General features: G+C 40.4%; 16 protein-coding genes. 3 read left to right on the forward strand and 13 right to left on the reverse strand.

Annotated features, from left to right (window positions below; genetic code table 11):
* The first annotated feature begins 179 nt into the window (after positions 1–179).
* Together RM049_RS35325 and RM049_RS35330 are read left to right on the forward strand one after the other, a co-directional pair.
* Complete coding sequence (locus RM049_RS35325) at positions 180–1940, forward strand: Rieske (2Fe-2S) protein (protein WP_322707537.1); 1761 nt, start codon at positions 180–182, stop codon at positions 1938–1940.
* Complete coding sequence (locus RM049_RS35330) at positions 1937–2677, forward strand: gamma-glutamyl-gamma-aminobutyrate hydrolase family protein (RefSeq protein WP_322707538.1); 741 nt, start codon at positions 1937–1939, stop codon at positions 2675–2677. Before RM049_RS35325 ends, RM049_RS35330 begins: the two co-directional genes overlap by 4 nt.
* 237 nt (positions 2678–2914) lie before the next feature.
* Here RM049_RS35330 and RM049_RS35335 read toward each other — a convergent pair whose 3' ends face one another.
* From RM049_RS35335 to RM049_RS35360, 6 genes are all read right to left on the reverse strand, one after another.
* Positions 2915–3379, reverse strand: coding sequence for a cupin domain-containing protein (locus RM049_RS35335; RefSeq protein ID WP_322692030.1), 465 nt, complete (start codon positions 3377–3379; stop codon positions 2915–2917).
* A gap of 590 nt (positions 3380–3969) precedes the next feature.
* Positions 3970–4146 carry a hypothetical protein gene (locus RM049_RS35340; RefSeq protein ID WP_322707539.1) on the reverse strand — a complete coding sequence of 59 codons (177 nt, stop codon included), beginning with the start codon at positions 4144–4146 and terminating at the stop codon, positions 3970–3972.
* 323 nt (positions 4147–4469) lie between these two features.
* The gene (locus tag RM049_RS35345) at positions 4470–5039 is read right to left on the reverse strand and encodes a hypothetical protein (protein WP_322707540.1); all 570 of its coding nucleotides are present in this window, start codon (positions 5037–5039) and stop codon (positions 4470–4472) included.
* Positions 5040–5181: 142 nt separating this feature from the next.
* Positions 5182–5388 carry a high light inducible protein gene (locus RM049_RS35350; RefSeq protein WP_322673011.1) on the reverse strand — a complete coding sequence of 69 codons (207 nt, stop codon included), beginning with the start codon at positions 5386–5388 and terminating at the stop codon, positions 5182–5184.
* Positions 5389–5651: 263 nt separating this feature from the next.
* Positions 5652–7352 carry a beta-carotene ketolase CrtO gene (gene crtO, locus RM049_RS35355; protein WP_322699907.1) on the reverse strand — a complete coding sequence of 567 codons (1701 nt, stop codon included), beginning with the start codon at positions 7350–7352 and terminating at the stop codon, positions 5652–5654.
* A gap of 215 nt (positions 7353–7567) precedes the next feature.
* The gene (locus RM049_RS35360; RefSeq protein WP_322707541.1) at positions 7568–9313 is read right to left on the reverse strand and encodes a KAP family NTPase; all 1746 of its coding nucleotides are present in this window, start codon (positions 9311–9313) and stop codon (positions 7568–7570) included.
* A gap of 890 nt (positions 9314–10203) precedes the next feature.
* Here RM049_RS35360 and RM049_RS35365 point away from each other — a divergent pair.
* A complete protein-coding gene (locus tag RM049_RS35365; RefSeq protein WP_322707542.1) occupies positions 10204–11667 on the forward strand; it encodes an MFS transporter in 1464 nt (487 codons plus the stop codon).
* 20 nt (positions 11668–11687) lie between these two features.
* On the opposite strand, the gene RM049_RS35370 is transcribed toward RM049_RS35365, so the two are convergent.
* The 7 genes from RM049_RS35370 to uvsE all read right to left on the reverse strand — a co-directional run bounded on the left by RM049_RS35370 (position 11688) and on the right by uvsE (position 18851).
* A complete protein-coding gene (locus RM049_RS35370) occupies positions 11688–12416 on the reverse strand; it encodes a DUF72 domain-containing protein (protein ID WP_322707543.1) in 729 nt (242 codons plus the stop codon).
* 129 nt (positions 12417–12545) lie between these two features.
* Entirely contained in the window at positions 12546–12752 is a 207-nt protein-coding gene (locus RM049_RS35375; RefSeq protein ID WP_322707544.1) for a hypothetical protein, read from the reverse strand.
* Between the two features lie 397 nt (positions 12753–13149).
* On the reverse strand, positions 13150–14421 hold the full coding sequence (locus RM049_RS35380; RefSeq protein ID WP_322673017.1) for an ATP-grasp domain-containing protein: 1272 nt from the start codon (positions 14419–14421) through the stop codon (positions 13150–13152).
* A gap of 186 nt (positions 14422–14607) precedes the next feature.
* Positions 14608–15480: an isoaspartyl peptidase/L-asparaginase family protein gene (locus RM049_RS35385; RefSeq protein WP_322707545.1), complete on the reverse strand. Its 873-nt coding sequence runs from the start codon at positions 15478–15480 to the stop codon at positions 14608–14610.
* A 15-nt stretch (positions 15481–15495) separates the two neighbouring features.
* On the reverse strand, positions 15496–17184 hold the full coding sequence (gene hflX, locus RM049_RS35390; protein WP_322707546.1) for a GTPase HflX: 1689 nt from the start codon (positions 17182–17184) through the stop codon (positions 15496–15498).
* A gap of 260 nt (positions 17185–17444) precedes the next feature.
* The gene (locus RM049_RS35395; protein ID WP_322707547.1) at positions 17445–17645 is read right to left on the reverse strand and encodes a hypothetical protein; all 201 of its coding nucleotides are present in this window, start codon (positions 17643–17645) and stop codon (positions 17445–17447) included.
* Positions 17646–17894: 249 nt separating this feature from the next.
* Positions 17895–18851, reverse strand: a complete 957-nt coding sequence (uvsE, locus tag RM049_RS35400) for a UV DNA damage repair endonuclease UvsE (RefSeq protein ID WP_322707548.1) — start codon at positions 18849–18851, stop codon at positions 17895–17897.
* Positions 18852–19026: the final 175 nt, after the last annotated feature.

Raw genomic sequence — 19026 nt, forward strand, 5'->3', positions numbered from 1 at the left:
GTCCCCAGTCCCTAGTCCCTACGATTAATTCAGAAATCAAATCGGATTGCTATAGTCGCAGTAGTACTCAGTCGCTTCGAGTATATTAACAAAAATTAGTATTGTACAAATGGTCGAAAAAAGAAAAAATTTGTCACAGTAGAAGCAAGGCTTTTGATATTTACTTGTCTGTAAATTAAATGACTCAAATATTTAAAGAAACGACCAAGAAAGACAATTATACCCGTGTTGCTCAACTTACAGATGTTCAGGCAGCAGGCAGTTTGTCAATCCACAAAGAAAAGCATACTATTGTCTTGTTTTACTCAGACAATAAAGTTTATGCAATTGATAACCGTTGTCCCCACATGGGTTTTCCCCTACAAGGTAGCACTTGCAAAGATGGTATTGTTACCTGCCCTTGGCATTATGCCCGCTTTGATATAGCTAGTGGTGGAACCTTTGACTCTTGGGCAGATGATGTGCCGGCATTTCCTGTAGAAATCCGTGATGGTGAAGTTTGGGTGAATTTAGCACCGCCAGTTAATTTTCATGCCCACCACCGTCAACGCCTTGAAGATGGTTTAGAGCAGAGTATTTCCTTGGTGATTGCCAAATCAACGATCGCACTGTTAGATATAGGAGTAAATCCGGCTGAACCATTTCAAATCGGGCTACAATTTGGCACTCGTTATAACAAAACAGGTTGGAGTGCAGGTTTAACTATCCATACCTGCACGATCAATCTCTTACCTTATCTGGATGAAGAAGACAAACCCCGTGCTTTATTTCACGGACTTTCGGCAGTCGCTAATGATAGTGCAGGCGCGCCGCCTTTGTTTGTCGTTCAGCCGTTGCCCAACTCTACAGTTGATTTTCCGACTCTTAAAAGCTGGTTTTGCCAGTTTATTGAGGTACGGGATGCTGAAGCCGCACAAAGATGTCTGGTATCTGCGATTCGCTCAGGGGCTAATTTAGAGCAAGTTGCGGATATGCTGTTTTCATCGGCTACAGATCATCGTTATCTCGACATTGGGCATACCCTTGATTTTATTAACAAAGCACTGGAAGCACTTGATATTGTTGGTTGGCAAGCTGCGGAATCTGTTCTACCTAGCTTAGTTTCGGGTTTAGCTAGTGCATCCCGGATGGAAGAATCTAATTCCTGGCGCTACCCTGTAGATTTGGTAGCAATATTAGAGTCGGCTTTTGAGCAATTACCCAATGTTTTAAATGCGGGAAAATCTCAACGAGGAACTTGGGCAAACTCAGAGCAATTAATACCAATCTTATTAGGTGAAGACCCACAAGCGATCGCTGACTCGCTACTGAATGCCCTACAAGCTGGTTGTACAGAAGAACAATTAGCAAGTATAGTTACTTATACAGCAGCGTTGCGTGTAGCTCGTTTTAATACTAACAATGACTTTGGAGATTGGAATTCCGCACATCATCCATTCACTTTTGCAAACGCTGTGCATCAAGGTTTACGACGAGTGCCAACAGTGGAACTACTCAGAGGCGTGTTTGATGCGGCGATGAGTGTTTATTTGAATCGTTTTTTGAATGTACCACCAGCACGACTTCCAGAACCCAAAGACTCCGTTCCAAATCCCGAAGAATTGCTCCAGCAGCTACCCGATTTATTAAATCGTCAACAGCAAGTTAACCAAACAGGTCAATTAGTGGCTAATTATTTATATAGTGGTGGCAAGCCTGAAAGACTGATGGCGATGCTAGGAAAAATGATGCTCAGAGAAAACCGTGATTTTCATGTTATTCAAGAAATAGAAGCCGCTTTTCGTCAGTATTCCCTATTAGGTGACACTCCTGCTGGGGTTCATGTATTAGTTGCTGCTGCTCGGTATTTAGCAGCCCATTCTCCCACAATGCGATCGCAAGCACAAACCTATCAAATCGCTTATCGTTTACATAAAGGCGATCGTTTATTTGAGGAATGATGAGTAGAAAATATCGAAAACCATTGATTGGGATTACAACTTATGGTCGCCTTGCAGCATTACCATTTTCTCTGCCAAGCGAATATATAGATGCAGTCCGTAAAGCAGGTGGCATTCCCATATTATTACCACCAGGAGAAATTGAACTTGGAATACTTTTAGATTCTTTGGATGGTTTAATCATCTCTGGTGGTGGAGATATTCACCCTGCTTGCTACAATGGTTTTGCTCATCCGACTATTTATTCTGTCGATCGCGAACGTGATGCTTTTGAATTGCAGCTTGGCAAGTTAGCTCTTGAACGTCATTTGCCGATATTAGGTATTTGTCGGGGTTTACAAATTCTTATCGTTGCCAGTGGAGGTACTCTAATTCCTCACATTCCAGATGTTTACGGTACATCTGCATTACATCGTCTAGAGCCTGAACCAGGACGACGTTTACATACAGAACATCTCGTCACGATAGATGGAGAGAGCCTTTTAGCTGAGTGTGTACAAAATTCTCGCATATCTGTAGTTTCTTGGCATCATCAAGCAGTAGATAAAGTACCGCCTGGTTGGCGGGTTGTTGCTCATGCCTGGGATGATGGAGTCATTGAAGCTGTGGAGCACGAACATCATCCTTGGGCAATCGGTGTACAATGGCATCCTGAGCTTTCAATTCTCGATCCCAGTAATCAAAAACTTTTTCTAGCTCTCGTTCAGGCTGCACATATAAGACAGGAATGCCACTAAGATATTCAAAACCAATACCTTTTCCCTTTCCCCTTTAACCGAACCGTATTGAGTGTTGTTTTTCTTCGGTTGATACTTTCAAGTAATATCATGTCCGCCAAATTACCCATAATAAAAGAACCCCACCCCCAACCCCTCCCCGCCTGCGGGGAGGGGAGACAAAGCACAGCTTTGGCGGGGTGGGGTTCTTCGAGTTTAATAAGCAATCAAGCGGACATGATATAACACCGCCAAGAATTAAATCTCTACTGGCTCCTGATCGAATTTCCGCATCAATTCTACAAGAGCATCTCGGTCTGGAGTCTGTCCTTCCTTGAGCAGTTCGGCTAACCCTTCAAAATACTTTTCGCGTTCTCCTGCTGGACAAAACATGATTAATAATTTTGCAGGCTGAGTTCCTCGGTTAGCGAATGTATGAGGCGTATTACGTGGAACTAATACAAATGCCCCTGGTTGTCCCTGCACTATCTGATTTCCAACTTGAATTTCTACTTCTCCTTCTAATACATAAAACATTTCTTCCATTTGTCGATGAATATGCAGTACCGGGGCAGTTCCACCTGGTTGTATTAAGTTTTCAAACAATCCCAAGTGACCATGAGTATCAGCACCAACTACTTTAAATGTTATTTCGCTATTACCAGTAGTTAGATGATTACCTTCTCCTGGCATTAACACAATTTCTTTAACTGGTAAACTCATCAATACTCCTACTTATAAAAAAGTTATTTTTAAATCTCTAATTTAGAGGCTTAAGCGTTTCTTCAATCAATCACTACTAGATTATATTTGTATTCTGTTAGAAATTATAAACTCAAACATCCCTCAATATATAAGTTTTTTACAATACAATCGTAGTCTCGCCATACGTGTCAACTTAAGCTATAAATGGCTTCACTGTTGGCTTCATCACCCGCCTAGAACTAAAGTTCCAGGCTAACAGCTCAAGTCATCTTTAGATGACTAAAGATTTTCCGGGATATTTAGTCATCTTTTAGATGACTTTTGCTATGAGCAAGGAACTTCAGTTCCTTGCAGGACATCGGTTTTACGTTAAGTTGACACCAATGGCGTCTCGCCCGCCCAATATATGCAAGTTAAATGTGGAACAGCTTATTTGCCAAAACTAGAACTGCTCCTCCATCATAAGAAAAGTATGACAGTGCTTTTAACCCAATAAGGGCTTTTGATAAACTAAAAGCACCGCCATACATTTTGCTGAGGATCTTGTTATATTTGAAATTATTCAATGCGCTCAAAAAAACCAAAACTTCCTACTTTAAGAAATCGGATTAAAACCGAATAAGTCCGTAATAAGCACTTGCAGCAACTAGAACAATTGTTAATACTCCCAAAGTTATGCTAAGTATAAATTGGATAGAGGTTTTTTGATTTAGAGCTTCTTTGCTTCCACCTTCAAGTGTTGTCCGTTCGGTGTTGTTAGAATTGTTTATGTTGTCAGTTTTCATGGTTTTATCCTGTTTGATTATTTATTACAATTTTGCCTTGAACCCGAAAAATTACATCTAACTTTAGGATTAACAAAAAAGGTAGAAATAACTAGATGGAATTGAACCTAATACCAATTCAAAATTCATGCATTAAGAAAGCCAGACAGAAGAAAGGTATGTCCGTATGTATCTGTCGCATTCTTTTTTCAAATTGGTATAACTTTCATGGGCCTGATTTCAAATCGGCATCTCAAGCATCTCGCAAATTCCTTCTCACATCTGTTTTTCTTCGAGCCAATAGATCGTACCTAAGAGGATGTTTGAAATGTTTGAAAAAAGCGCTAATTTACCCCACCATTTGAAGCCTGCGGGGAATTATAAACGCCCCAATATTCAATACCCCGATCGCGTAATATGGGTTCAACGCGATGAATTTCTTCTTCTGAGCCTTCTAGTATGAGCAAATAATAACTCTGCTGGAGGCGATCGCTATAAACTCTGGCTCGCTCTTCAGGGATACCTAAATCACCTAATGCCTTCAGTAAATTCTGATTTGCTGCGGCTCCCACAGCAACACCTGCCACGCTACTAACCAATGCTACACCTACAGAACCTGCTGCGAGTACGGCTCCTAAACCGGGAAGTGCTAAACTACTCAAACCAACTAACACGCTACCCCAAGTAGCTGCTGTCAGTGTGTCTCCTACGGCTCCAGTTGTATCGACATCTCGATCGCCAATGCGATCGCTTATCTGCGCTTCACCTAAGTTTTCACCTTGCTCTACATCTTTAGCAATAACAGAAACTTTTTCCAGAGAAAAATTTGCAGTTTTCAATTCATTAATTGCCTGCTCTATTCCTTGAGAATTCGCAAATACTCCTAATGCATGTATTGTGTTTTTAGTTATCATATTTTTCTCCTTTAGATTATTGTATTCGTGCGTCCATAACCTCGGCATTAGACTCTAATTCACGAGTAAGTTTATTACAACGCTCCTAAATTGTTATTTCTTGAATTATTTCCCCAAGGGGGGATAAATCATCAGTGAAGAATTAGCGAACCAAGTGGAGTACGTCACGCACTAAGCTATAACCAGCTAAATCCCAAAGTACGTAAGAAATAAAGCCAATCATCGCTAAACGCCCGTTCCACAACTCTTGTTGCGGATTCCATCCAAAAATCCAAGCATTGCGATCGACACCGTTATAGGCTTTAGCTTCAGTAGATAATTCAACCACTTTGTTAGTTTCAGTTGCCATTGCAAATATTCCTGAATAACTCTACTACACCCACATCTTAGTTACTATTACGGTTGCAGTTCTCTGTCTATTGGGGAATCTGAAAGCGTCACGGGAAGTATCTCAGGGCATTGTCTAAACTTTTGATAGTTTTGACTAAAAAGCATTAGTAACTTGCACCAAAAAGCTTACCAAACCTTATCTGTAGCCGTTTCACTACTTCAGAATCAACTTTCAAATGACGCAATCTCCTAATGCTATTTACTTTTTTTATCAACAGTCTCTTAGTCTGATTCACTCCTTAAGACAGATGTAAGAGCAGATTTGATTGAACCTCCGGCTTCCTTGATTTTCTGGGCGATGGGTTGCTCATTATGCAAAAATACACGCGCACAATTGCGTCCCGGCAAACCGGAAATCGAACCACCCGGATGAGTTCCAGCACCAGTAAGATACAAGTTATCAATTGGTGTTTTGTAGTTCGCTAATTCCGGCAACGGACGGAAGCAAAGCATCTGCTCTAAAGTCATATCGATGTGGTAATAATTACCTTTATAAGTCCCTAACCGTTCTCCCAACTCAGCCGGACTTTCTACATGACGGGCGATGATTGAATGTTGCAAATTGGGCGAATATTGCGCCAGTTTATTAATCACCTTGTCTGCAACTTTATTTTTCAGTTCATCCGTCCAACCCGTACCTTTTAAACCTGTACCGTCTGCACCAGCAATTTGATAAGGTGCAAAAAACTCTATCCATAATGTATGCTTGCCTTCTGGTGCCATCGATGGATCGAGTCCGGTAGGCATTACCACATACATCGATGGGTCTTCATCAGGAATTTTACCCAGAGTAATCAGACTATGAGCTTGTTCTACATGATTGACGGAATCAGCAATCAGAATAGAACCCATCAGATAATTATCTTGATGATTGTGGTGGACAAAGCGCAACGGTTCAGATAAAGCACAATCAATTTTGAGGATGGTTTCATTGTTGTTGACAATGCGGCGGTCTAACCTTTCGCGCAAGTTGCGATCGCTATTATCGACATCGCTACTATCCATTAGTTGCAAGAATAAGCGCTTGGCATCAATACTTGAAATTACACCTTTATTCGCACGATATTCTTTGCCACCAGCAACCCGCACACCAACTGCTTTACCATTATCTACCAAGACTTTTTCTACCTTTTGGTCGGTGAGAATCGTACCACCTTCACTTTTTACCATTTTCACCAAAGCTTCCACAAGTCCACCACTACCACCACGCGGTCTTGCCATACCGGGATTATGACGTAACATCATCATCATCGCCCCAAAGGACATAGCTTTTTGTGAGGGAGGGGAACTCAGTTCGGCTGAGAGTCTAGCCAGAGGTGCTTTGACAAACTCAGAATCGAAGTATTCGTTAATATTATCAGTGGCACTGCTGAGTAAGGTACGGAGTAAATCAAGGGTTGTGTTAGAGCCACCTAGAAGGGAAAATAAGTCTTGCAGACTATTGAGATTGTAATTACCAGCAATATCAACAATTGATTTGGGTGGTGCATTGAACAAAGGAGCAATCCCTGTGATAAAGCGCTGCCAAAAATCGGCATATTCAGCGTATTTTTGGGCATCACGCTGACTGTAACGGGCAATTTCCGCACAAGTCTTTTCCACGGATTTGTGAGCTAAGAAGTACTTCCCATCTGGATGAGGGCAAAAGGCAACTGGATCGCAGCTAAGATATTCCAAGCCGTACTTATGCAGTTCCAACTCTTGGATGACTGGGCCTAAGAAAATAAACAGATGGTTAATGGCGCAAGGACTAAATTTAAAACCAGGTGCTTCATCAGGCATAAGTTCTTCAGTTGTAGAACCGCCGCCGGGGAGCGATCGCCCTTCCAATAACAGAACGCTGTAACCAGCTTTTAGTAAGTAGCCAGCACAAACTAAGCCATTATGACCAGCGCCAATAATTACAACGTCATACGATTCCATGAGTGCAATGGGGGGATTAAAGTATATTCCCTGATATTAGAAAGTGCTGAAGATATCTAAATCTTTCGTGGGTTATAAAATATTTATATATCTAGTAGTAGTGTTTTGATCGCCAAGAAGTCAATTTATTTTTAACCCACTTTATTGTACGCAACCAAGAAACACTATAAATAAATCCAGAGTTCATATTATTTATAGCTAGTATCAGTTTTTACCTATATTCTTGTAGTCATTTCTTCTAGTTCTTTAAGGTGCTGTGCGTTCACAAGCCATTTCTCTTCATAGTTAGATTTATCTGTACCATATTGACTTTGTTGCTCTTTTAGTATTGCAATTTCATGATTAATTATTGGTAACGCTTTCCCTTGGGTAATTACTTTTTTTAGCAACTCAAACCGTGATGTTTCATTAATTTGACGCAAGAGTTGAGAGATACAACGACTAATAATAACTTCATTGCTAAAAGCAAGAATGCTATGAGATTCATCATCTTGAGATAATAATTGCTCGCTGACATCAAACAAAGCTTCTACAACTGAAGGGATGTAATTCACAGGAATTTCTTCAGTGGAATTTTCTAGCTGTTCTATAAACACCCTGGCTTGCGTTGTGCCGTTTGGAAGCTTTTGTTTAGTAAGTTCTATCAAAGAATTTCTAAACCTCTCTCTATTTTCAACCAAACCAAGGATAATTTTTATCTGAATATTAGACAATTTACTTGCTGATAACGACAGACGAAAGTAAATAGGAAATATTTCTAAACTACACACACGTAGCTGTTCGCGCCATTCCAATTGCTTTTCATCTAGAGAAGTATTGCCCAAAATGAATTTTAATTTAGGAAAAAGGTGCATTAGCAGGTTTTTAATAGGCTGCTTGTCTTCATCTCGCAGTTGAGCAATCCAGGTATTCAGAAGATTCTTGAGTTCGTCTATTGAAAGGTTTATCTCTCCTACAAAAATATGAGGATTTTGATGGATTATACTATAAATTTTTGGACAAAAGACTCGCAAAGACTCAATGGCAAGGAAATCAACAGGATTTACTTCATCTTTTACTGCTGGATACGTCACCATTAAAGTATTAATAAAACGAGTAATATCGCGGATGTTAGTAATAAAGTGTTCTATTCCTTGAAAGTAAATATCACCCCAGCGACTTTGGTTTATTTGTTGTTTTGGAGTTTCTGCAAATATATTATCAAGCTTTTCAAAAAGCAGCCTGCGAAGTGAGGTTTTATCAGCAATAGGTAACTCAAAACTAACTTGAATAATTTTTTCTAAGTATGTTTCTTCAGATATTTCTTTAGTATCTGCAATTTTTCTCATGACAATTTCTTTATCAAAAACCAGAAGATAGACAAGATTAGTAAAATTTCGCATTGCTTTAAAAATACGAAATAACTGCTTGATATCTTCCGCAGCCAACCGATCGATATCATCAATTGTTACGACTATTCGCCTCTGCTGCTGTACTAGCGTGTCTTCTACTTCTTCTTTTAATTCGGCAGCTTCCTTGTCCCTATCGTCCAATAATGCTGCTAATGCCTTGCCAGTTTGAGCATAAGGTAGAGGAATATCTGAAATAATGGCGGCAAAATCAGCTACTCTCTCCCTCAAACCTTTTGGCACAGATGACTCTTTGCTTAAAACGTTTTTTAATTGGTCAAAAAATCGTCTTGTAATATTTTCGTGTCCAGAGAATAACCAGGGATTAAAAGGAACGATAATTGGTTTCTCCTCCTCTGGCTTTTGCTGAAGATAGTGAACTACAAAGTTTAATAATGTAGATTTGCCAGAGTTCCAAGAACCGTAAACTGCAATAATGAAACCTTCAGGAAAGCTCATTTTACAAATGCTGTCTGCTAGATGCTTGGCAAAGTTCGCATTTCCTAGCAGGTCTTTTTCAGGATCGACTAAGGAGCTATCTGCCGATATATCGTTGATTTCTGTCTGTGCCATAAAAGAGTTTTTGATTCATGTTGCGATCGCCTCTATCGGGGCGTAGCTCATCGTGACACATTCAGTAGCATGAGCAATGATACCTTAGGATAGAAATTTTCAGTGAAATAATTTCCTCAAGACTTATGCAATTGGTTTTAGATTACTTATTTGGCATCACTGAAATTAAAAGGTTAAATAGACAAACAGCGTATATGGTAAATTTTATCTCCACATTATCTAAAAAGAGTACTTAAATAATTTGAATTTAACCCCAATCATAACTATTGGCTAGATAAATCAGCATTCTTTATGTCTATGTGTACTCGTAGAAGCTAAATTTTTATATCTTTCTGTAAAGGTATTAATCCTCAAGAATGATTTTGAAAAAATCCTATTATTTTATCCTCACAAAATATTAATTAACTGCTAAATTTATTACACTAAAGCTTATATAGCAATCCGAATTGAAACGTGAGAAAACACTGAGATTAAAAGTGGGTGTTTTAAAGCCTTTCAGCGATTTTCTCTCTCACGAATGATTTAGGATTGCTATAGGAAAATCGTATTAACTTTAGGCCAAAGAATTTACTTGTGAGATAGAAGCCTAACCACAGTTATATAGCAAAGTGCTGTTAGCGTCAGCGGGGCGTTTAGCCCGTGGTGAGTAAAAACCCGGTCAATTTAAGGCTTTGAGCAATTAACACTGTCCTAACCTATATGACTACGGCTATATGTTAGTTATTTCTGTTCAAGCAGTTTATAGTCAACACTTACTATAGACTAGTTCTTCAGGATAAGTAAGCAATTGCAATGCTTTAGAACTTATTGATTAAATCTTATATAAATTTTACTAATTGTGGGTAATAGTAGCTATAACAATTTAATTCTTTAAATATTGACTAAATAATATGGTTCAGCCCCAAGAAGATGACATTTCAGTAGAAGCTAGTTCTCTTCCCCCTGTCCCCATTCAAGAAATCTCAGAGGATAGGGCATTAACAGAGACGGTACTTTTCCCAACTCCAAAACTGTTTCTAAAAATCCCTAAGCCAAAAATTCGCCAAAGTCTCAAGGCGTTAACTTTTGAAAGTGTCTTTGCTGCGGTTCTTTATAGTATCATCGGCGGCGCGTTGCTCAGTAATTTCTTGCTAGAGTTAGGCGCTGGGGCAGCCGAAATTGGTCTACTCGCGGCTATCCCTCAGATGGTGAATCTACTCCAACCACTGGGAGCGTATTTGGTCAATCGAAGTACCAGCTTCCGTTGGTATTTCATGTGTATTTTCATCCCGTCGCGGCTGCTATGGTTGATTCTTCTACCAGCGATTTGGTTGGTTAGTTCATCTCGTATTACTGGATACCAAGTAGTACAGTTGACATTGGCAATTCTCTTAGTAGCTAATATCATCGAAGCTTTTGGTCGTGCGCCTTGGCTTGGGTGGTCAGCTGTGTTAGTACCTCAACGGTTGCGGGGGCGATATTTCGGCTTTCGCAACAGTATTCTCGGCTTGACTAACCTTGTTGGTGTGCCTCTGCTAGGTTTAGCGGTATCAGCTTGGCCTGGTGGAACCCTTCAAGGTTATGGTGCAGTCTTGATTCTAGGAATCATTTTAGGGCTAATCAGTGTGGGCTGCCAGTTGTGGATGACTGATATAAACCCGCAGCTTTTAAAAGTTGGAGATTCAGACACATCACACCCACAGCCCCAAGGAATAGATTTGAGCTTGTTTAAAGATGCTAATTTTTTGAAGTTTGTGCTTTACCTGAGCATCTGGTGCTTTGCTGTTAACATCAGCAATCCTTTCTTTAACCTCTATATGCTGGATAATCTGGATATAGATATAAGTATAGTAACGATTTATCACGGCTTAGGAACTGGCGCGAATATGCTAATGCTGCTTTTGTGGGGCAAACTAGCCGACCGAATTGGGAATCGTCCACTACTACTATTAGTGGGAATCTTAGTGGCGGTGACACCTCTGCTGTGGCTTTTGGTTGGAAGCGATCGCATTTCTTTTTGGATCTGGCTACCCTTGTTACACATACTAGCTGGCGCAACGTGGGCAGCAATTGATTTGTGTACCAACAATTTGATGATGGGAATAGCACCGTTGGGTCATCAGTCGAGTTATTTTGCGATCGCAGCTGCAATTGCTGGTATCACTGGAGCAATGGGTATTACTGTCGGTAGCTTTTTAGCAACTCTGCCCGGTATTGCGGGTTTGCTGGGGTTGTTTGTTCTCTCAAGCTTACTACGCATGGCTGCACTTGTACCCTTAGTTTTTGTTCAGGAGCAACGCTCTATACCACTAGGCCAGCTAATGCGATTCTTATTCCCAATGAAGCAGTCAACCGATCTGATAGAAGTGGAATAATAAGTTTTCAATTATGTATTTCAACAACATCCCAGCAAACTATAGAGTCGTTGAGCATCACGAATAGCGTTCCCATCGGGGTCGTTGTTGAAATACATGTAAACGTCAATCTCCTGCATTAGAAATAAATGGATACGTTCAACCCATGTAGATAATTCTTCATCGGTATAACCTACGTTCCATTGCCCACTGTGCATACGGATATAAGTCCAAGGGGCAGTCAAACAGATATCAAGAGGAACTGTTGGGCTGACAGGTAGACAAAGAGCTACACCTGCACTTTCTAATAGTTGGTAAATTTGTGGAATCAGCCAACTTGAATGACGAAATTCAACTGTAAATCTTTGTTGAGGGTAGGTTTGCAGTAATTCTAAAAAGGGCTGAAGACGTTCAATATTAATCTGCCAAGTATGAGGAAATTGAAATAAAATAGGGACAAGCTTTTCTTGCAATCCAGACGCGCGTTCCATTAGGCGAGATAGCGGCTCTATCGGGTCTTTTAATTTCTTCATGTGGGTGAGATAGCGACTACCTTTAACAGCAAACATAAAATTAGATGGTGTTTGCTTGCACCAAGTTTCAAAGACAGACCGTTCTGGCAAACGATAAAAGGAAAAGTTAATTTCTACAGTGGAAAAATGTTGAGCATAAAATGATAATTGCCGATCGCTAGGCAAATGTGGTGGATATAAAATATCCATCCAATGCTTATAAACCCAACCACTAGTACCAATTTGTAGCTTACTCATTCAGTTATATTATTCTTTTGATGTTATACAATGTAAAATTAATTAAATTTGCTCGTAATAAGCGGCTACAGCCCTGTTTTAAAGGCTACAGCCGCTTACTATAAAAATTTGATATCCTTAAAATAATTTTCAAGTTAGTAGTTGATGGCTGAATTTTTGGAGTTGAAATTGAACCCAATCACCACCTTTACTTATACATTGATGGCATATATCTCCATAGCCTTCGCCTTGGTCATTGCATACAATTAACCTGACTCGATCTGTCTGAGAATTTTGCTGGCAAATTAAACATATTTTACTAGTTTTACCTGTATTACATTCTATTTGGAATTTCATGTCTATTCTCCTAATTAAATATATTTAAATAAAGTGTAAATTATGTATTTTGTATTTTTTGAATACTTTTTTCTATAAAAAAGTATTCAAAAATAAATTTTATGCTTTATTAGTTTGTTTTAACTGTGTGACCAATGTAGCGACTAGAAGTATCATTATTGATTTTTATCTCAAATAATTCTGCTTTTTAACCTTTAATTTGATTATTTAAACCCTGAAACAGGATATTTTGAAATATTTTATAGCCGTAGTCACACAAATTAGGACATTTGGAAAGAGTGAATGCTAGAGTTAACAATAGTTTTACCTCCTGCCCTCTGCCTCCTGCTATAAAGCTACTCCCAAATTTCTACGATAAATGAAAATTGATAATGCCAGATATCAACAGAGGCGGTGTTTAAGGGAGCCATTGTAATCCCTTATCCTGTAATTTCTGCTCGATATGCTGCATTTCCTGGATAGTTTCTCCAGTCACGATCGCATAAATATCTGTGTAGATTTTTCCGTATTTGATTTTCTCTAAAGCGGACAGAATAATTAAATCCTTGCGATCTAGTTCTGGTTTTAAAGTGGCTAAAATTGAATCCAACGCTCCTTCCATGCGGTAGTCACTGGAATATTTAGCTACTCCCTTTCCTAGCTTCAGTAGGGTATTACGCTGCAAGCACAATGGAGTCGAGCCATTGACTCGGAAATTGGCATCGATCGCATAAAATTGTCCGTCTCGATCTTCCAGCACATCAAAGCCAATCACGCCGAAATAACCCTGTTTGTGAGCATACTGACCAACGTTAGCAATCATCTCAAAGAACTTGCTCATGTCAGTGTTGCGGTAGTCAATCAGTCCACCTAAATAGTTACCTTCTGGAGTGACGAGTTGGCCGGTAGTGCCAATAAGGGTTATCTCTCCTAGCTTGTTGACATAGAATTGTACGCAGTAATTTTGCACCTCATTCTTGACGAACTCCGAGACAATAATCGTATTGAGCAACTTAATATCAAGATACTTCCTAATTTCTTCAAGGCAGTAGTTCAAATCGCTGGGACTTTTGATGATATAAGTGCCTTCTCCTGAGAGTCCGTGGGATGTTTTAATTAAGTAGGGATATTGTGGTAACTGAATATCTTCAATATTTACTTGGTGCAGATTGTAGCTTTCGTATTTTGGACATTGCACCCCCAATTCGGCTAGGGTTACTTTGCTGAGTAAGCGGTAATGAGTGTCTGGATCAACAGCGTGTTTTTCAGGTTTGAGGCGATCGAAGGGAAATAGACTAATGAGTTTGTCAAAGCGTTCGCTGTGGCTAAGATCGTCCAGATAAGTCGAGCAATCCATCATTTCAATATTGGACTGGCTGAAGCCGAAATGCTCTTGCCAGTATTCAAGCAGCGACTTTGGCGGCGGAATAATCACAATTCCAGGAATGCGATCGCCTAATACAGCCAGATTTTTCCACGGTTCCTTCTGACAAATCTTATCGAAGGAGGTTTTAGTGGCTTCACTACTGCCATCTTGAATAAAATATTTTTTTCGGTTAGGATAAGCAGCCCAACTGGCAGTTGCAGGGTAATTTAAAATAAACCCATAAGATGCATCTGTGATATCAAGAGCAAACAAGTCAGAAAGAGAATTCCCTTGAAAGTATTGAAAGTTATATTTTGAATTCATTTAGTCCTCCGAGAAACCGCATCCCCTTTGGGGATACGGTTGTTTATAGAAAACGATTTTCCTGCATTTCCAAATAATACCAACTTTAAAAAATAAAGCTGTATATTTAAACTTGAAAACTCAGATGTAATTTGGCTTCATTAATTACGCATTACCTGAGCGTAGCCCATTCCGAATTGGTATGAGTTATTTCTTAGTAAAGGCAGCCACCTTATCTTGTCCTACGGTCATATAAGCACAAGCCATGTGTGATGAGTTATACGCCCAGCCAACGCGTCCTTGACGGTCTATGAGGATGCACCCAGCTTCACCTTTAACCTTAGAAACCAAAGCGTCAATTGCCATTTGTGCGGCTTCATCTGGATGGCGATCGCCACTCAAAAAATCGATCGCAGTTTTAGCCAAAACCACCGGGATAATCGACTCGCCATCACCTGTTGTTGAGCAACCGCCGATTTTATTATCAGCATACAAGCCACAACCAACAAGTGCAGTATCACCGACGCGACCTTGTTGCTGCTTGGTAGTGCCGCCAGTTGAAGTGCCAGCAGCTAAAACACCGCTAGCATCCAATGCAACACAACCTATGGTGTTGGGGCGATCGATAACTTCCCGATCTTCCTTCCACTGTTGCCATTGCTCTTCGGCTATTAAGTCTTCTTTTTTACACATTTCCGCACCACAATCTATAGCGAAGCGTTCTCCACCCCGCGCTACTAGCAGCCTGGGTTTTTCATCCATAATTTTTCGGGCAACCGAGATGGGATGACGTATACCTTGAACTGCTGCAACTGCTCCCCAACTTAAAGAGCCTTCCATAATCGCCGCGTCTAACTCCACTTCTCCGTCGCTGTTGAGAGTTGCGCCAAGGCCAGCGTTAAATGTCGGGTCAGCTTCCAAAACACGAGTAGCTGCTTCCACAGCCTCGGCGGCAGTACCTCCACTGATTAGCACTGCCCAACCAGCCTCTACTGCTGCTGTACAGCCTGCATTGTTGGCTGCAACCTTGTCGTCCGTGATGGTTTTTGCTCCACCGTGAACAATGATAGTCGGTGTCATATAATTCCTTCTTGTTTAGTATGAATTTTGTGGAACTGCAATCGCCTTTACAGGTTCGTCAATTAGTTGTAGCGATCGCATTTTTAAAGTCTCTAAACCCAAGTGCTGGGTTGCTGATATAAACACAGCTTCGGGATAATCTTGTTGAACCCTAGCCCAGGTTTCGCTATCTACTTTGTCAACCTTGTTAAAAGCAATCAAACTTTTTTCTGGAATCTCTGGCATTTCTTCGAGTATTTCCAGCACACTTGCAATATGATTTTCCCAAGCTGGATGGGATAAATCCACGACATGAATCATCGCATCAGCCTCAACAACTTCCTCCAATGTGGCGCGAAACGCATCCATCAGTGGTGGTGGGAGTTCGTGAATAAAGCCTACAGTATCTGTGAGCAAAATTGAGCGGCGTTCTTGTGTTTCTGGTTTTGTAATTACCACCTTGCGGGTTGTTGGGTCGAGGGTAGCAAATAGTTGGTCTGCGGTGAAAACCTTCGCATTGGTTAACACATTCAGCAAAGTAGATTTACCAGCATTGGTATAGCCAACTAATGCCAGAACCGGAATTTCTTGCTGTTGTCGTTGTTGTCTAATTCGGGCGCGATGTGCTTGTAATTGATTTACTTCTTCCTGTAGTTGAGCAATTCGTCGTTGAATTGTTCGCCGTTCCGTCTCTAGTTTTGTTTCACCAGGGCCTCGCGTACCAATCCCCGCACCTAATCGAGACATTTCCTGACCGCGACCGCGCAACCGAGGTAACATATATTCGAGTTGCGCCAGTTCTACTTGTAATTTACCTTCTTGAGTACGAGCGCGTTGAGCGAAAATATCCAGAATTACTTCTGTGCGGTCTACAACTCGGATGCCAATCTCTTGTTCTAAATTACGAGCTTGAGATGCAGAAATATCTCGGTCAAAAACGATTAGATTAGCTCTTAGTTTGTGAGCTAAAAGGGTGATTTCTTCAATTTTTCCCTTACCGACCACTGTTTGGGGATGGGCGCGCTCGCGCTTTTGCCGCATTGTATCAAGTACAATTCCTCCAGCACTTTCAACCAAACGCATTAGTTCTGCAAGTCCATCTTCAAATCGTTGAACTGAGACATCTTCTGTCTGCACTCCTACCAGCAGCACCCTGTCTTGGTCGGAAACAATTTCTTGAGATAAGAATATTCCATCTCCGGCATCAACAATTTCTCTCTCCCATTCTTCAATTAGTTCATCAAATTCCTGTTCGGTTAGATCGTCCAAACTTAGAGGAGGTGAAATTACCCAAGGACTTTCTGAGTCAGGGAAAAGGTAAGCTAAAAAAGCTTCTTTTACTTTGCCATCAATTGCAGTTAACATGACAAGAGCATCTAAGCGCTGACGTATCATTGCAACCAACGCGGCTTCATCAAGTGAATTTGATTTAAGTTGAGTAGCAACACAACGGATTCCGCTCAAACGTTCTGCACTGCGGCGGGGTAATTCTTCAGGTGGAATTTGAGTTTGACTGGGTGTTCCGACAGCAATTCGGATAATTTGCCCACGCCGATTGATATAACAACAAATCGGGTGATGAATTTGTTGACTAATTGTAGCTAAGGCTTGAGCAAATTCTGGCGTAAGAAATCTATCTGCTGGTTGATTTTGCTCATAAAGCTCTTGCAGTCGTTTAATCTGACTAGCTTTTATTCCCTGAACATTGCCATAAATTTTTTGCATAAAACTAATAATTTACAGGTTATTTTTATCTCTGTATATTTTCATTTTGGTCTTTTTAAATTTTGATTTAATCTACCAATAGAAATAAGCAATTTAGCTATAGATAATCACATCAAAATCAAGCTTCTATAAAATGGTTTATAGACCAATTAAGTGAGGTATTAACCATAAATGAGGCTGTAAACGTGTAAGAGATTGTTTGAAAAGTGGTTATGTGATATTTAGGCACTAACTGATCCCCCTAGCCCCTCTTTTTAAGGCTACGGTGTACACACAAGTCTCTTGATCTGCACCTTTGTTGCATCGTCTTGCACCTTTGTTGCATTGACCTGCACCTTTGTTGCATCGTCCTGCACCTTTGTTGCATCGTCCTGCACCTTTGTTGCATCGTCCTGCACCTTTGTTGCATCGTCCTGCATCTTTGTTGCATCGTCCTGCATCTTTGTTGCATCGTCCTGCATTTTTGTTGCATCGACCTACAAAAATTAACCCACCCTACGTTACATAGCAACTTTAAAAGACTTGTGTGTATACTGTAGCTTTTTAAGGGGGAACCGGAATCAAACTCCCCCAATTTATTGGGGGATTTAGGGGAATCTAGAACGTTTTGTTACCGAGAATAAAACTTTTCAAACATCCTCTAAGTTTCACTGTGGTTAACCCAGACACAACACCAGAGGTGCAGACAACATAGACTAGATGTCTCTAATTTATGTACAATTATTGTTCATTAGCCACCCAGAACGCAAAAGTGCGATCGCTTCTTCTTTTTGTTTAGCTTCGACTTCGATCCACGGTGCTTGGTAGTAAACGTTAGGCATATCGGTAATCAAATCGCTGTGTTTTCGGTCATTGAAAGCTTGCTCACCATTGGAAATATGCACTAATTGCCAATCTGGATTTTTCCAAGTCTCTCGCGCTGCGTAAAACATGGATGCTACACTCGGATGATCGTAGCTATCCAAATTTTCGTGACAAATATGGTGATGGGCATCAAATACCATCGGCACACCAGTTTGCTGGCATACTGCTAAAATTTCATCGGCACTATAGGCGTATTCATCGTTTTCTAAAGTCAAGCGGCTTTTGATATTTTCTGGTAGTTCGGAAATTACTTTTACTAGTTGTTCGGGACGTTGAGATTTGCCACCATGAATATTCATCAATGACCAAGGCGATCGCGGTAATCCCAGTAAGTCAAGTATACGTGCATGTCCTGCTAAATTATTAATACTTGCCTGTACTACTTCAGGGGAATCAGAACTTAGCACTACAAATTGATCTGGATGCAACACCATTCTGATGTTCAATGCATTTGCTCGTTGACCAATTGTTGCTAAATCAGCGCTCATTGCTTCTAATATATTTGCGCCGATTTCGTCTTCTAAGTCACTTAGGGGAAATAAATTAGAAGACATCCGATAAAGCTGAATTTTATTTTGCTGACAAAAGGAGAGGGCATCATGTAAGCGTTGCAAATTATGGCGATACAGTTCACTCAGGACACTTTCGCGATCGCTAAGGGAAAGTTTTAAGTATCGGGTGCGTGTCATTGTCCGAAAGCGCACTTGTTTGTCTGAGGTGATGCAAACTAGCCCTAAAGAGGGCAGTGTACTTTTTTGGCACTGCTGTGCATTAGGTAAATTTTGAAACTCGATTACGCTCATTAACTAATACTAACTGATACTTGTTTTAAGCCATTCTTTAATTTAAACAAGTTCTTTCATTAGCTTACGAGTACCGAAAGAATGAATTTCTAATCCTTACAGGATGTTTTAAATTATAGGACTCATATTTGATTGCGTAGAAAAAAACTCAGTACACCTTTATTCCTTCTTCCCA

This window comes from Nostoc sp. DedQUE04, assembly GCF_034530995.1.
GTDB lineage: Bacteria > Cyanobacteriota > Cyanobacteriia > Cyanobacteriales > Nostocaceae > Nostoc.

Coding starts and splice junctions, on each gene's coding strand:
- RM049_RS35325 (WP_322707537.1), top strand. CDS start 180: ATGACTCAAATATTTAAAGAAACGACCAAGAAAGACAATTATACCCGT.
- RM049_RS35330 (WP_322707538.1), top strand. CDS start 1,937: ATGATGAGTAGAAAATATCGAAAACCATTGATTGGGATTACAACTTAT.
- RM049_RS35335 (WP_322692030.1), bottom strand. CDS start 3,379: ATGAGTTTACCAGTTAAAGAAATTGTGTTAATGCCAGGAGAAGGTAAT.
- RM049_RS35340 (WP_322707539.1), bottom strand. CDS start 4,146: ATGAAAACTGACAACATAAACAATTCTAACAACACCGAACGGACAACA.
- RM049_RS35345 (WP_322707540.1), bottom strand. CDS start 5,039: ATGATAACTAAAAACACAATACATGCATTAGGAGTATTTGCGAATTCT.
- RM049_RS35350 (WP_322673011.1), bottom strand. CDS start 5,388: ATGGCAACTGAAACTAACAAAGTGGTTGAATTATCTACTGAAGCTAAA.
- crtO (WP_322699907.1), bottom strand. CDS start 7,352: ATGGAATCGTATGACGTTGTAATTATTGGCGCTGGTCATAATGGCTTA.
- RM049_RS35360 (WP_322707541.1), bottom strand. CDS start 9,313: ATGGCACAGACAGAAATCAACGATATATCGGCAGATAGCTCCTTAGTC.
- RM049_RS35365 (WP_322707542.1), top strand. CDS start 10,204: ATGGTTCAGCCCCAAGAAGATGACATTTCAGTAGAAGCTAGTTCTCTT.
- RM049_RS35370 (WP_322707543.1), bottom strand. CDS start 12,416: ATGAGTAAGCTACAAATTGGTACTAGTGGTTGGGTTTATAAGCATTGG.
- RM049_RS35375 (WP_322707544.1), bottom strand. CDS start 12,752: ATGAAATTCCAAATAGAATGTAATACAGGTAAAACTAGTAAAATATGT.
- RM049_RS35380 (WP_322673017.1), bottom strand. CDS start 14,421: ATGAATTCAAAATATAACTTTCAATACTTTCAAGGGAATTCTCTTTCT.
- RM049_RS35385 (WP_322707545.1), bottom strand. CDS start 15,480: ATGACACCGACTATCATTGTTCACGGTGGAGCAAAAACCATCACGGAC.
- hflX (WP_322707546.1), bottom strand. CDS start 17,184: ATGCAAAAAATTTATGGCAATGTTCAGGGAATAAAAGCTAGTCAGATT.
- RM049_RS35395 (WP_322707547.1), bottom strand. CDS start 17,645: ATGCAGGACGATGCAACAAAGATGCAGGACGATGCAACAAAGATGCAG.
- uvsE (WP_322707548.1), bottom strand. CDS start 18,851: ATGAGCGTAATCGAGTTTCAAAATTTACCTAATGCACAGCAGTGCCAA.